Here is a 12,510-nt window from a genome sequence, read left to right on the forward strand (position 1 = left end):
GCCAGGTGCGATGTCCTTTGAGGGGGGATGCGCACCACGCGGTAGGGAGCGCCGGAGTGGGGAGCGGCGCGGCGCCCGGGGTGCCGAGGAAGGCGAGAGCCAATTGTCGAAAGAGACGCGGATGCGCGGGGGGCAGAGCCTGGCCCAGGCGCTGGAGAGCTGTCTGGCCGAGTGGTCGGAGCGCACGGGCATCACGGTCGAGACGTGGGCCCTGCCCGCGACCGACGTGCCGGCGCGCGTCACGGAGGGCGTCATGGCCACCATGCGCGAGGCGCTGTCCAACGTCGAGCTGCACAGCAGGGCCCGGACTGTCTCGATCGCCGTGACGGCCGGCGAGAGCGGGCTGCGCCTGACCGTCAGTGACGACGGCCAGGGGTTCCCGCCCGCGCGGGCGGGGCGGGGGATCGCCAGGATGCGGGCGGCCTTCGCGGAGCTGGGGGGCGACCTGTCGGTCAACAGCGTGCCCGGCGAGGGCACCACGGTGACCGGGGTGCTGCCCCGGCGCCGCTGACCCGCCGGCGACCGCCCGGGCGGCGACGTTCCGGACGGTGGTCTCCGGGTCCGGGGCTTCCCCGGCCCGCGGTTCTCCGGGTTCGCGGCTTTCCGAGGCCGGGGTTCTCCTGGTTCGTGGCTTCCCGGCCCGCGGGTTCCGGGGGCCGGGGGGCTCGCTCAGGGGAGGGTGAGGATCTCGCTGCCCGAGTCGGTGACCACGATCGTGTGCTCGAACTGGGCGGTGCGCTTGCGGTCCTTGGTCACCGCCGTCCACTTGTCGGGCCAGATCTCGTATTCGATCGTGCCCAGCGTCAGCATCGGCTCGATCGTGAACGTCATGCCCGGCACCAGCTCCACCCGCAGCGACGGATCGTCGTAGTGGGGCACCATGAGCCCGGAGTGGAAGCTCGTGCCGATGCCGTGGCCGGTGAAGTCGCGCACGACGCCGTAGCCGAAGCGCTTGGCGTACGCCTCGATGACGCGGCCGACCACGTTGAGCTGGCGGCCGGGCGCGACCGCCCTGATGGCCCGCATCATCGCCTCGCGCGTGCGCTCCACCAGCAGCCGCGACTCGTCGTCGACCTCGCCCACCAGGAACGTGGCGTCGGTGTCACCATGGACGCCGCCGATGTAGGCGGTGATGTCGACGTTGACGATGTCGCCCTCGTTCAGCACGGTGTCGTCGGGGATGCCGTGGCAGATGACCTCGTTGATCGAGGTGCAGAGCGACTTCGGATAGCCCTTGTAGCCCAGGGTGCTGGGGTAGGCGCCGTGGTCGAGGAGGAACTCGTGGCCGATCCTGTCGAGCTCGTCGGTGGTGACGCCCGGCCGGACGTGCTTGCCGACCTCCTCCAGAGCCTGGGCGGCGATCCGGCCCGCCACCCTCATGCGCTCGATGATCTCGGGGGTCTTCACATCGGACTCGCCGGTCCTGGGGCGCTTCTTTCCGACGTACTCCGGCCGCTCGATGTGGGCGGGAACCTTTCGCATGGGCGAAACTCGCCCGGGCTGGAGCAGTGTCGTCATGAAACATGAGTCTACGGGGCAGAATTGACGTCGTGAGCGAAGGCCAATGGTGGTTCTGTCTCAAGCACATGCGCGTCGAGCCCGACGAGGGCTGCCCCAACAAGGACCGGATGGGGCCCTACGCGACGCAGGAGGAAGCGGCGGGAGCGCTGCAGCGCGCCGCCGACCGCAACAAGTCGTGGGACGAGGCGGACCAGGACGACGACTGAGGGCGACCGGCGCCGACCGGCGCCGACCGGCGCCGACCGGCGGCTGAACGGCTGACGCCGGCGGTCACCTGGCCGGCGCGCCGACCCGCGCGAGCTTGACCAGCGCCACGACGCCGATGGCGGCCCACACCAGGTTGAGCCCCGCCGAGGGCCAGGCGGCGCTGTAGGCGCTGTTGACCATCAGGCCGATCGAGCCCGCCAGGTTGATGAGCTGGTAGGCCACGCCGTCCCCCGACAGGCGGGACGACGAGACGAGGGCGTAACCGGCCAGCAGCAGGGCGGCGCCGGCCCAGCCGATCACGGCGAGCAGAAGATCCATGGCCGCCATTGTCCGGACCCCGCGCTCTGAAGCACAAATAAAGAAACCTTAACGGCGGGCGTAAGCTGATCTGCATGGACCTTGATCCTCGGCGGCTGCGCGTCTTACGTGAGGTAGCCCGGCGCGGCGGCGTGATGCGGGCCGCCGAGGCGCTGTTCCTGACGCCCTCCGCCGTCTCCCAGCAGCTCGCGCAGCTGGAGCGTGAGGTCGGCCTGGCCCTCATCGACCGCTCCCAGCGCAGCGTCTCGCTCACCCCGGCGGGCCGGGTGCTGGCCGGCTACGCCGAGCGGGTGGAGGAGGAGCTGGCCGAGGCCAAGCGGGAGCTGACCCGGTTCACCGAGCGGCTGGCCGGGCCGGTGCGCATCGCCGCCTTCCCCACCGTGATCACTCACGTGCTCGTGCCCGCCATGCGCGAGCTGGCCGTGCGCCATCCCAGCATCACGCCGACCATCCACGAGATCTACGGGCGGCCGGCGCTGCAGGAGCTGCGGCTGGGCGCGGTGGACGTGCTCATCACCGAGCAGGACATGGGCCTGCCCGTGCTGTCGCAGCCGTCGCTGCGCACCCGGCTGCTGTACGTGGACGAATACCGCATCGTGCTGCCGCCCGGCTGGTCCGACCCGCCGTCCACGGTGGACGAGGTGCTGCGGCGGCCCTGGGTGGCGGGCGACCCGAACCAGGCGTGCGGGCAGGCGCTGGAGCGGCTGGCCGGGCTGCACGGCGTCGAGCCGCGCAAGGTGCACGTCATCACGGAGTTCGGGCCGACGCTGGCGCTGGTGGCGGCCGGGCACGGGGTGGCGATTGTGCCCGAGCTGGCGCTGCTGGACGTGCCCGAGGGCGAGGTGCGGGTGAGCGACATCCGCGACGTCGGGGCGCGCCGGCTGGACGCCGTCACCCGGGTGGGCGGCACGCCGTCGGGGGAGCCCGACCCGGTGCAGGCCGTGGTGATCGAGGCCATCGAGGAGGCCACCGCGGCCCTGGAGGACTCCCTGCGCACGCGCCTGACCCAGGAGGTCGCCTGACCGCCGGCCCGGCCGGGCTCAGTCGGTGACCTGGGGGCCGCTGACCTTGTCGAGGAGGCGGGCCAGGCGGTCGCGCAGGCCGGGCCGCCGCCCGGTCTCGCCGGCCGCCGCGCTGACCAGGTGCTGGGCGCCGTCGAACGTCACGGGCCCCTCGCGCGGCACCGCGATCGCGTCATGGGCCAACCCGGCCAGCTCGGGGTCGCCGCCCTCGATGGCCAGGATCGTCGCCCCCGTACGCCGGGCGTCGTCGACGCGTTCGAGCAGCGGCACCGGCGCGTGTCGCTCGGAGAGCACGAACAGCGTCTCCCCCCGGCCCGTGCGCTCCAGCCGGTCGAGGCCGACGCGCAGGTGGGGCGGCGCGCCCGGAGGCGGGGCCCAGCGCACCAGGGTGGGGGTGAGCTGGGGCAGGCCGGCGAACTCGGCCTCGTCGGCCAGGTGCGCGGTCACGTGCCAGGGCTCGTCGTCGGGGGTGCCCACCACCAGCAGGCCGCCGGGCGAGCGGGTGGCGCGCAGGGCCAGGGCCAGCTCGCGCGTCCGTTCGAGCCAGCCGGTCCCGTCGAGGAGTTCGCGCAGGAGGCCCACCGATCCCGAGTCCATACCCCCATGGTGCCCGACGGGGCCGCCCGGGGTGGCTGTTTCGTGAGTGATGTGTTGACACGAGGTGTGTTTCCCCGTCATTTCGGGCCTTGACATGGAGTTACCCTCGGGTAACGATCGGCTCGCGGCGCCGCCGTCCCAACAGCTGATCGTCACGGAGAGGGGCGGCACATGAATGTACGTGTGCGCGTCAGCATGTCCTTGATCCTGTTATCGATCATGTCGCTCGTCGCGGTCCCGGCCCGCGCCGCGGCCCCCGGAGACGTCGTCTCCGCCCAGCCCACCACGGTCTACCTGCTGCCGGGCAAGCTGCTGGAGGTCCCGGTCGACGCCTGGCACCTGCGCTACACCTCCACCTCCGCCACCGGAGCCCCGAACACCGTCTCCGGCACCCTGCTCGTGCCCAAGGCCCGCTACCCGCTCGGCGCGCGGCCGATCATCGGCTACGCCTTCGGCACCCACGGCCTCGGCGACCAGTGCGCCCCCTCGGTCAGCATGAGCCAGGGCCGCGAGGCCGAGCTGGTGCTGGTCAGCCTGTTCCTGCTCAAGGGGTACGCGGTCGCGATGACCGACTACGAGGGCCTCGGCACGCCGGGGACGCACACGTACATGGCGGGGATCTCGCAGGGGCACGCCGTGCTCGACGCGATCAGGGCCGCCACCCGCGTGCCCGGCGCCGGGCTGTCGGCCGGCGCGCCCGTCGGCATCATGGGCTACTCGCAGGGCGGCGCCTCCGCCGGGTGGGCCGCGCAGCTCCAGCCCTCGTACGCGCCCGAGCTGCGGCTGCGCGGCGTCGCGGCCGGCGGGGTGCCGGCCGACCTGCACGCCGTCGCCTCCCACCTGGACGGCGGGCCGGACTTCGGCCTGGCGGCCGCGGCCGGGGTGGGCCTCGACGCCGCCTACCCCGAGCTGGACCTGGAGGCCGACCTCAACGACCGGGGCCGCGCGCTGCTCGCCGACGCCGCCGACGACTGCGTGGGCGACCTGGGCAAGCTCGCCGGGCTGCGCTTCGCCGACCTGAGCCCGGTGGACCTGCTCAACCAGCCGAAGTGGCTGGCCCGCCTGGCCGAGAACCGGCTCGGCGCCACGCCGCCGCGCGTGCCGATCTTCCTCTACCACGGGCGCGGCGACGAGATCATCCCGCTCGCGGTAGGGTCCACGCTGCGCACCGAGTACTGCCGCGCCGGGGGCACCGTGCGCTGGGCCGTCATGCCCGCGCCCGACCACGTGACGGGCGCCATCGAGGGCGGCCCGCTCGCCATCGAGTGGCTGGCCCTGCGCATCCTGGGCCTGCCCGCCTCCGGGAACTGCTAGGCGCTGCACCGGCCCACCCTGCCGACGGGCCGGGTGGGCCTGACATGATCTGGTTATGACAGATGTGAACGGACTTTCCATCGCCATCCTCGGCGGCACCGGTGACCAGGGCAAAGGGCTGGCGCGGCGGTTCGCGCTGGCGGGGCACCAGGTGCTCGTCGGCTCGCGCAGCGCCCAGCGCGCCCAGGAGGCGGCGGAGTCGATCGGGGCCGGCGTGACCGGTGACGAGAACGCCGCCGTGGCCGCGCGGGCGGACATCGTGATCGTGGCGGTGCCGTACGACGGGCACAAGGCGCTGCTGGAGTCCCTGCGGGGCGAGCTGGCCGGCAAGATCGTGGTGGACTGCGTCAACCCGCTCGGCTTCGACAAGCAGGGCGCCTACGCGCTGCCGGTCGAGGAGGGCAGCGCCGCCCAGCAGGCCGCGGCCGTGCTGCCGGACAGCCGCGTGGTGGCCGCCTTCCACCACGTCTCCGCCGTGCTGCTGATGGACCCGGCGGTCGACAAGGTGGACCTGGACGTGCTGGTGCTGGGCGACGACCGCGAGGCCACCGACCTCGTGCAGGCGCTGGCCGAGGTGATCCCGGGCGTGCGCGGCGTGTACGGCGGCCGGCTCCGCAACGCCCGCCAGATCGAGGCCTTCACCGCCAACCTGATCTCCGTGAACCGCCGCTACAAGGCCCACGCCGGCCTGCGCATCACCGACATCTGAGCCGCCGGGGGGCCGCGCCTCCTCCCGGGCGGCCCCGGTGGCGCGTCGCCGGGGTCCGAGCCGGGCTCACAGCCAGCCGGCGTCCTCGGCGATGCGGATGGCGTCGATCTTGTTGCGCGCGCCCGTCTTCGTGATCGCCCCGGTCAGGTAGTTGCGCACCGTGCCGGGGGACAGGTGGAGGCGGGCGGCGGTCTCCTCGGCCGACGCGCCCCTGGCGGCCTCCTTGAGCACGGTCGCCTCCCTGGGCGTCAGGGGGCTCTCGCCGTACTCCATGGCGGAGGAGACCAGCTCGGCGTCCAGCACCCGCAGCCCGGCCGCCGTACGCCTGATCGACTCCGCCAGCCGGTCGCCGGGGGAGTCCTTGACCAGGAACGCCTCGATGCCCGCGGCCAGCGCCCTGCGCACGTGGCCCGGCTGGCCCATGGCCGTCAGCACCAGGATCCGGCAGGAGGGCAGCCGCTCGCGCAGCGTGGCGGCGGCGGTGATGCCGTCGATCACCGGCAGGTCGATGTCCACGACCGCGACGTCCGGCCGCACCCGCAGCGCCTCGGGGACGATCTCGTCGCCGCGGGTGACCTCCGCGACCACCTCGATGTCGGACTCCAGCCGCAGCAGGGCGGTGAGCGCGGCGCGGATCATGTGCATGTCCTCGGCGAGCAGCACCCGGATCACGCGGCGACCTCGACCGCCAGCAGGAAGCCGCCCTGGCCGGTCGGCTCCGTGGTGCAGGAGCCGCCCGCCTGCGCCGCCCGTTCGGCCAGGCTGGTGAGCCCGCCGTTCGCCGCTCCCGGCGTCGCGGGCGCGCCGTCGTTGGCCACCTCCAGCCGCACCGCGCCGTCGCGTACGGACGTGGTGATCGTGCACGTCGTGGCCCTGCTGTGGCGCAGCACGTTGGTGATCCCCTCGCGGACGGCCCAGGCCAGCGCCTGCTCGGAACGCTCGGGCAGCTTCACGTCCGCCAGGTGCGCCTGGGCGCGCACTCCCGACGACTCCAGCAGCGCCACCGCCCGGTCCACCTCGCCCGCCAGCGACATCTCCCGGTAGCCCCTGGCCACCTTGCGCACGTCCTGGGCCGCCTCCCTGGCCACCTGCACCAGCTCGCCCACCTCGGCGCGGGCCGCGCCGGGGTCGCGGTCGACGAGGCGGGCGGCCAGGTCGCCCTTGAGCGCGATCGCGGTGAGGCTGCGGCCCAGGCCGTCGTGCAGGTCGCGGGAGATCCGCAGCCGCTCCTTGAGCACCGCCGCCTCGGCCAGCTCGGCCCTGGCCTGCTCCAGCTCGGCCGTCACGCGGACGAACCGGACGAGCGCCCAGATCATCCCGCCCGTCGCCGGTATGGTGATCATGTAGAAGAGGGTGATCACGGCGAAGGTCAGGCCGTAATCGATCATGTAGCCCTCGTACGCCATCATCGCCGCGATGAGCAGCCCGGCCCGGCCCAGCGGCAGGTACACCAGCAGCGTCCCGGCCAGCAGCGGGGTGGCCAGCGCCGACATGCCGGCGGGCAGCAGCACGTCGGGCAGGTAGGTGGCCACCGCCTGCAGCACCAGCGTCGCGGGGAAGCCGGCCGGGCGCACGCCGCGCAGCCCGGCCCGCATGTTCACCCAATGGGTGACGATCACGGCGAGCAGCGCCAGCGCGGCCAGCAGGCCGTAGAACGCGCCCCAGGCGAAGTAGAACAGCGCGATCACCATGTACGCGCACGACACGGCCGTGATGAGCCCGCCGGCGAACCGGCGGGCGGAGGAGGAGTTCACGCGACGATTATGAACGCCGGGGTTCCCACCGGAACCACAGCCTCAGCGCGACCAGCCCGGCGGCCCCCCAGACGGCCAGCACGAGGAGCGGCACGGCCAGGTCCCCGGTCCTGACCGCGTGCACCACGGCCGAGGTGGGCAGCAGGTCCAGGGCGGTCTGGAGCCAGCCGGGCAGCGGGATCGGCCCCATCGCCCCGGCCGACACCCCGCACAGCAGGAAGACCGGCATGGTGTACGCGGCGGCCAGCTCCGCCCGCGGCACCGCGGCCGTGTACGCGGCCCCGAGCAGGGACAGCACGACCGAGCCCGCGATCGTCGCGGCGGCGAAGACCAGCGGGTCCGCCGGGAGCGGCACCCCGGCCGCGAACCGCACGGCCACCGCGCAGGCCACGATCAGCACCACGGTCTGCGTGGCCGTGCTCGCGATCTGGCCCAGCAGGAGCTGCCCGTCCGTCAGCCGGGTGGTGCGCAGCCGCTTGAGCACGAGCTGGTCGCGGCGGCCGGTCAGGGCCACGGTGATGTTCATGAACGCGGTGATCGCCAGCAGGATCGCGATCGCGCTCTGGGCGAGCGCGGTCGCCCCGGCGACGCCGCCGGAGGTGACGTGCCGCATGAGGGCGGGCAGCCCGACGGCCAGGCCGACGGGCGTGACCACCGAGGCGAACACCATGGACCTGTCCCGCCAGAACAGGCGGGTGCCCAGACGGTAGGTGGCGGCCAGGCTCATCGGGCCACCTTCGGCGAGGTGTCCAGGAACAGGTCCTCCAGGGTGGCCGTGCGGACCTCCAGGCCCTCCAGGCGCAGCCCGCGCTCGGCGGCCCAGGTCAGCAGCCGCTGCGCGGCCAGGTCGGGGTCCTCGGCGCGGCACACGGCCAGCCCGTTCTCCACGGTGACCGGCAGCGGCAGCGCGGCCGGGTCGGTGGCCGGGGGCAGCCGGAAGGCCACCCGCCCGCTGCGGGCCGCCAGCGTCTCGGCCATCCCGCCGGCGGCGACGATCCGGCCCTCGTCCATGATCGCCATCGAGCCGGCCAGCCGCTGCGCCTCCTCCAGGTAGTGCGTGGTCAGCAGGACCGTGGTGCCCCGCCCGGCCAGGTCGCGGATGACCTCCCAGGTGGCGGCGCGCGCCTGCGGGTCCATGCCGGTGGTCGGCTCGTCCAGGAACAGCACGTCGGGGCGGCCCAGCAGGGCCAGCGCCAGGTCGAGCCTGCGCTTCTCGCCGCCGGAGAGCTGGCGCACCTTCGTGCCCGACCGGCCCGTCAGCCCGGCCAGCTCCAGCGCCTCCTCGCGGGGGCGGGGCGCGGCGGTGAAGTCACGCCAGGTGTCGACGGTCTGGGCGACGGTCAGGTCGGGGAAGAAACCGGCCTCCTGGAGCATGATGCCCGTGCGCCGGCGTACGGCGGCGCGGTCGGCGTACGGGTCGAGGCCGAGCACCCGCACCGTGCCGCCGTCGGCCCGCTGCAGGCCGGCCAGCACCTCGACGGTGGTGGTCTTGCCCGCGCCGTTCCTGCCCAGCAGGGCGAAGACCTCTCCTTCGGGCACCTCGAACGAGATGCCCCGCACCGCCTCGAACTCCTGGTGGCTCTTGCGCAGCCCGCGTACGTCGATCGCTGTCATGCGCTCCACTGTCGCCGGGCGCGCCCGCCGGGGACAGTGAAGAATTCATGACTTGCCCGACAACTTCAGCAGCGCGTCCGTCACGCCCTCGGGATCGACGAGCTGGTGCAGGTGCAGGCCGGGCACCCGGGTCACCGGCCAGCCCTGGCCCGCCGCCGCCTCGGCCGCCTGCTCGTACGCCGGGCTGAACCACAGGCACGAGCACCTGACGTCGTCCCAGCCCGCCGGCACCGGGATCTCCTGGGTGTAGTAGTCGAGCGGGAGCCGCGGCTGCTCGGCCGCCACCCTGATCCGCACGGCGGGGTCGGGCAGCATGGCCACCACGTCCTCCTCGTCCCACCAGTCGGTCCAGCGCGGCAGCACACCGTCGGGGCCCGCCAGATCGTGCAGGAACGGCAGGAACTCCTCCTCGGCCGTCCTGACCGGCCCTTCGGGCGGCGGGATGTGCGCGTCGGCGAACACGCAGGCCGCCACCTGCCCGCCCAGCCCTTCCTTGATCACCGGCAGGAAGAATCCGGCGTTGCTGTGCGCGACCAGCACGACGGGGGTGCCGGGGGTGCCGGGGGCGGCCTCGCGCACCGCCCGCACCACCTCCGGCCAGTACGGCGCCTCGCCCGCCGACACGCCGGTCAGATCGGGCACCACGGCGGCGTGCCCCCGGCGCTCCAGCGCCGCGGCCACCGGCGCCCACGTCGAGGGGCCGACGGAGGGGCTGTGCACGAGTACGAATGTTGTCTGCATGTACCCCACCCTGTCAGGCCGCCCTGTCAGACGACCAGGGGGTGACGGGAGATCGGGCGGCGGCCCCCGTCGTAGGCGGCCCAGGCCGCGGCCAGGCTGTCCACGGCCCGCGACAGCTCCTCCTCGGGGAACAGGAAGTGCAGCCGCATGTGGTCGGCGTGCCCGCCCAGCGGGTCGAACGACCTGCCCGGCGGCACCGCGACGCCGTGCCGCAGCGCCACCTGGGCGAAGGAGTCGACGTCGCCGCGCGGCAGGCGTACCCAGAGGGTGTGGCCGCCGAGGGCGGGCTCGAACGACCAGGACGGCAGCCGCAGGCGCAGCCGCTCGCACAGGTGGTCGTGGCGCCGGCGCCAGACGCCGAGCCGGGCGGCGCGCACCTCGTCCAGGCGGCGCAGCAGCGCGGCGGCGGCGAGCTGGCTGACGACCTCGCCGCCGAGGTCGTGCACGGCCCGCAGCCGCGCCAGCCGCGAGATCAGCGGGGCCGCGGCGCGCACCCAGCCCACCCGCAGCCCGCCCCAGACCAGCTTGCTCATCGAGCCGATCGTGATCACGTGCTCCCCGGGCCGCCCGAAGGCGGCCAGCGGCGGCGGGCGCTCGCCCGAGAAGCACAGCTCGGCGCGCACCTCGTCGTCGATCAGCGGCACGTCGTGCCCGGCGGCCAGCGCGGCCAGCCGCCTGCGGGCCGGGACGTCCATCACGGCGCCGTCGGGGTTGCGCAGCGTGGGGGTGAAGTAGCCGAGCGCCGGGCGCTCGCGCAGGGTCTCGACGCCGGTGACGGGCCTGACGACCGCCGCCGCGTGCCGGAACGCCTCCAGCGCCCCCGGGTAGGTCGTCGGCTCGGTCATCACCGTGTCGCCCGGCGCCACCAGCAGCGCGGTGAGCAGCGTGAGCGCCTGCTGGGCGCCCGTCGTCACGATGACCTCCTCCGGCGTCGTCGGCACGCCCCGCGCCGTGTAGTACGCGGCCAGCTCGGCCCGCAGCTCCGGATTGCCCGCGGGCTCGTAGCCGAGGCCGTGCCCGCCCGCCAGCCGCCTGGCGGCCTCGGTGTACGCCTCCGTCAGGGCCTCCGGCGGGTCGTGCGGCGCGGCGCACGTCAGGAGCTGGACGTCGTCCGGCGGGTGCAGGATGTGCTGCAGCAGCGGGTTGGCCGGCACGCCGTCGGCCGTGCGCGTGGCGGGCAGCTCCATCGGCGCCACCCGGGTGCCGCTGCCCTGCCTGCGGACCACCCGGCCCTCCTGCTGCAACAGGTCGTACGCCGCCACCACCGTGCCCCGCGCCACCGCCAGCCGGCCCGCCAGCACCCGGTCGGGCGGCAGCGGCTGGCCGGCGGCCAGCACGCCGTCGTCGATCAGCCCCCGCAGGCGGGCGGCGAGCAGCAGGTACAGCGGCCCCCGGCCGGACGCCCACCGGCCCAGCAGATCGACCAGATCGTCGAGATTGGCCCCGTTCATGGACCAATTCTGCCGGATTGGCTCTCACCCCGGGCCCCGCCACGAGAGATCCTTGACCCATGAACGATTCCCGCCCCGATCTGCGACCCGAGACGCGCGCCGTGCACGTGCCCCAGCCCGCCATCGAGGGCAGCCGGCCGATCAGCGTGCCGATCTACCAGACCTCCGGCTTCGTCTTCGACGACCCCGCCGTGATGGCCGACGCCATGTCCCGTCCCGACGGGGCGTTCGTGTACGGGCGCTACACCAACCCGACCGTGCGCTCGCTGGAGCTGGCCGTGGCCGGGCTGGAGGGCGGCACGGCCGCCATCGCCACCGGGTCGGGCATGGGCGCGATCAACACCGTCCTGCTCGGCCTGCTGAGCCCCGGCGACCACCTGGTGGCCCAGCGCTCCCTGTACGGCGGGACCGCCGCCATGATCAACGAGCTGGTGGGCAGGTTCGGCATCGAGGTCACGTACGTGCCCGAAAACGACCCCGCCGCCCTGCGCGCCGCCGTCCGGCCGCGGACCAGGCTCGTCTACCTGGAGACGATCAGCAACCCGATGACGCTGGTCGCCGACCTGCCCGCGATGTGCGCGGCGGCCCGCGAGCTGGGCCTGCTGTCCGTGGTGGACAACACCTTCGCCACCCCCATGCTCTGCCGCCCGCTGGAGCACGGCGCCGACATCGTGGTGCACTCCACCACCAAATACCTGTCCGGGCACACCGACGTGGTCGGCGGCCTCGCGGTCTTCGCCGACCCTGGGCTGCACGAGAAGGTGTGGCACTTCGCGATCGAGCTGGGCGCCTCGGCCGACCCGTTCGCGGCCTGGCTGACGCTGCGCGGGCTGCAGACGCTCGCGCTGCGCATGGAACGCCACTGCTCCAACGCCCACTACCTGGCCACCCGGCTCGCCGCGCACCCCGCCGTCACCGCCGTGCACTGGCCGGGGCTGGCCTCGCACCCCTCGCACGAGCTGGCGGGCAAGCTGCTGTCCGGCTGCGGCGGGGTGCTCGCGTTCGACCTGGCCGGCGGGCGGCCGGCGGGGGAGCGGTTCATGAGCGCCGTACGCCTGGCGCTGCTGGCCCCCTCGCTCGGCGGCGTCGAGACGCTCGTCCTGCACCCCGCCACCACCTCCCACCGCGCGCTCAGCGCCGACGAGCTGCGCCGCAGCGGCATCGGCGAGGGCACGGTACGGATCGCCGTCGGCATCGAGCACCCCGAGGACCTCTGGGCCGACGTGTCCCAGGCTCTGTCGTAGCCTGGGTGCGACGATCGA

Annotated in this window: 15 protein-coding genes; 6 read left to right on the plus strand and 9 right to left on the minus strand. The window is 74.1% G+C overall.

Going from position 1 to position 12,510, the window contains the following annotated elements; genetic code table 11:
* Nucleotides 1-121: 121 nt before the first annotated feature.
* Nucleotides 122-511, plus strand: a complete 390-nt coding sequence (locus IO39_RS43940) for a sensor histidine kinase (RefSeq protein WP_052424161.1) — start codon at nt 122-124, stop codon at nt 509-511.
* 158 nt (nt 512-669) lie between these two features.
* On the opposite strand, the gene map is transcribed toward IO39_RS43940, so the two are convergent.
* A complete protein-coding gene (map, locus tag IO39_RS43945; protein WP_043638153.1) occupies nt 670-1,518 on the minus strand; it encodes a type I methionyl aminopeptidase in 849 nt (282 codons plus the stop codon).
* 5 nt (nt 1,519-1,523) lie between these two features.
* On the opposite strand from map, the gene IO39_RS43950 reads away from it, so the two are divergent.
* Nucleotides 1,524-1,727 (plus strand): hypothetical protein, encoded by a 204-nt coding sequence (locus IO39_RS43950; protein ID WP_043638157.1) that lies wholly within the window; start codon nt 1,524-1,526, stop codon nt 1,725-1,727.
* A 64-nt stretch (nt 1,728-1,791) separates the two neighbouring features.
* Here IO39_RS43950 and IO39_RS43955 read toward each other — a convergent pair whose 3' ends face one another.
* A complete protein-coding gene (locus tag IO39_RS43955) occupies nt 1,792-2,046 on the minus strand; it encodes a CBU_0592 family membrane protein (protein ID WP_052424267.1) in 255 nt (84 codons plus the stop codon).
* Between the two features lie 74 nt (nt 2,047-2,120).
* Between IO39_RS43955 and IO39_RS43960 the strand changes: the two genes are divergently transcribed.
* On the plus strand, nt 2,121-3,068 hold the full coding sequence (locus IO39_RS43960) for a LysR family transcriptional regulator (RefSeq protein WP_043638162.1): 948 nt from the start codon (nt 2,121-2,123) through the stop codon (nt 3,066-3,068).
* An 18-nt stretch (nt 3,069-3,086) separates the two neighbouring features.
* Here IO39_RS43960 and IO39_RS43965 read toward each other — a convergent pair whose 3' ends face one another.
* A complete protein-coding gene (locus tag IO39_RS43965) occupies nt 3,087-3,665 on the minus strand; it encodes a hypothetical protein (protein WP_043638165.1) in 579 nt (192 codons plus the stop codon).
* A 171-nt stretch (nt 3,666-3,836) separates the two neighbouring features.
* Here IO39_RS43965 and IO39_RS43970 point away from each other — a divergent pair, with 171 nt between their 5' ends.
* Both IO39_RS43970 and npdG read left to right on the plus strand, forming a co-directional pair.
* A complete protein-coding gene (locus IO39_RS43970) occupies nt 3,837-4,979 on the plus strand; it encodes a lipase family protein (RefSeq protein ID WP_043638168.1) in 1,143 nt (380 codons plus the stop codon).
* A gap of 55 nt (nt 4,980-5,034) precedes the next feature.
* A complete protein-coding gene (gene npdG / locus IO39_RS43975; RefSeq protein WP_043638171.1) occupies nt 5,035-5,688 on the plus strand; it encodes an NADPH-dependent F420 reductase in 654 nt (217 codons plus the stop codon).
* A 66-nt stretch (nt 5,689-5,754) separates the two neighbouring features.
* On the opposite strand, the gene IO39_RS43980 is transcribed toward npdG, so the two are convergent.
* The 6 genes from IO39_RS43980 to IO39_RS44005 are packed head-to-tail and all read right to left on the minus strand — an operon-like array spanning nt 5,755 to nt 11,248.
* Nucleotides 5,755-6,360, minus strand: coding sequence for a response regulator transcription factor (locus IO39_RS43980; RefSeq protein ID WP_043638174.1), 606 nt, complete (start codon nt 6,358-6,360; stop codon nt 5,755-5,757).
* Nucleotides 6,357-7,442, minus strand: coding sequence for a sensor histidine kinase (locus tag IO39_RS59320; RefSeq protein ID WP_052424162.1), 1,086 nt, complete (start codon nt 7,440-7,442; stop codon nt 6,357-6,359). Before IO39_RS59320 ends, IO39_RS43980 begins: the two co-directional genes overlap by 4 nt.
* A gap of 7 nt (nt 7,443-7,449) precedes the next feature.
* Nucleotides 7,450-8,169, minus strand: coding sequence for an ABC transporter permease (locus tag IO39_RS43990; protein ID WP_043638177.1), 720 nt, complete (start codon nt 8,167-8,169; stop codon nt 7,450-7,452).
* On the minus strand, nt 8,166-9,056 hold the full coding sequence (locus tag IO39_RS43995; protein ID WP_043638180.1) for an ABC transporter ATP-binding protein: 891 nt from the start codon (nt 9,054-9,056) through the stop codon (nt 8,166-8,168). The genes IO39_RS43990 and IO39_RS43995 overlap by 4 nt, the downstream gene beginning before the upstream one ends.
* 45 nt (nt 9,057-9,101) lie before the next feature.
* Complete coding sequence (locus IO39_RS44000; protein ID WP_043638183.1) at nt 9,102-9,797, minus strand: alpha/beta fold hydrolase; 696 nt, start codon at nt 9,795-9,797, stop codon at nt 9,102-9,104.
* 26 nt (nt 9,798-9,823) lie between these two features.
* Entirely contained in the window at nt 9,824-11,248 is a 1,425-nt protein-coding gene (locus IO39_RS44005) for an aminotransferase-like domain-containing protein (RefSeq protein WP_043638186.1), read from the minus strand.
* A 59-nt stretch (nt 11,249-11,307) separates the two neighbouring features.
* On the opposite strand from IO39_RS44005, the gene IO39_RS44010 reads away from it, so the two are divergent.
* Nucleotides 11,308-12,492, plus strand: coding sequence for a trans-sulfuration enzyme family protein (locus IO39_RS44010; RefSeq protein WP_043638188.1), 1,185 nt, complete (start codon nt 11,308-11,310; stop codon nt 12,490-12,492).
* Nucleotides 12,493-12,510: the final 18 nt, after the last annotated feature.

Source organism: Nonomuraea candida (assembly GCF_000725485.1).
In the GTDB taxonomy this organism is placed as follows: Bacteria; Actinomycetota; Actinomycetes; order Streptosporangiales; family Streptosporangiaceae; genus Nonomuraea; species Nonomuraea candida.

Excerpts from the sequence above, each read along its gene's own strand:
- IO39_RS43940 (WP_052424161.1), top strand. The coding sequence starts at position 122 with ATGCGCGGGGGGCAGAGCCTGGCCCAGGCGCTGGAGAGCTGTCTGGCC.
- map (WP_043638153.1), bottom strand. The coding sequence starts at position 1,518 with ATGACGACACTGCTCCAGCCCGGGCGAGTTTCGCCCATGCGAAAGGTT.
- IO39_RS43950 (WP_043638157.1), top strand. The coding sequence starts at position 1,524 with ATGAGTCTACGGGGCAGAATTGACGTCGTGAGCGAAGGCCAATGGTGG.
- IO39_RS43955 (WP_052424267.1), bottom strand. The coding sequence starts at position 2,046 with ATGGATCTTCTGCTCGCCGTGATCGGCTGGGCCGGCGCCGCCCTGCTG.
- IO39_RS43960 (WP_043638162.1), top strand. The coding sequence starts at position 2,121 with ATGGACCTTGATCCTCGGCGGCTGCGCGTCTTACGTGAGGTAGCCCGG.
- IO39_RS43965 (WP_043638165.1), bottom strand. The coding sequence starts at position 3,665 with ATGGACTCGGGATCGGTGGGCCTCCTGCGCGAACTCCTCGACGGGACC.
- IO39_RS43970 (WP_043638168.1), top strand. The coding sequence starts at position 3,837 with ATGAATGTACGTGTGCGCGTCAGCATGTCCTTGATCCTGTTATCGATC.
- npdG (WP_043638171.1), top strand. The coding sequence starts at position 5,035 with ATGACAGATGTGAACGGACTTTCCATCGCCATCCTCGGCGGCACCGGT.
- IO39_RS43990 (WP_043638177.1), bottom strand. The coding sequence starts at position 8,169 with ATGAGCCTGGCCGCCACCTACCGTCTGGGCACCCGCCTGTTCTGGCGG.
- IO39_RS43995 (WP_043638180.1), bottom strand. The coding sequence starts at position 9,056 with ATGACAGCGATCGACGTACGCGGGCTGCGCAAGAGCCACCAGGAGTTC.
- IO39_RS44000 (WP_043638183.1), bottom strand. The coding sequence starts at position 9,797 with ATGCAGACAACATTCGTACTCGTGCACAGCCCCTCCGTCGGCCCCTCG.
- IO39_RS44005 (WP_043638186.1), bottom strand. The coding sequence starts at position 11,248 with ATGAACGGGGCCAATCTCGACGATCTGGTCGATCTGCTGGGCCGGTGG.
- IO39_RS44010 (WP_043638188.1), top strand. The coding sequence starts at position 11,308 with ATGAACGATTCCCGCCCCGATCTGCGACCCGAGACGCGCGCCGTGCAC.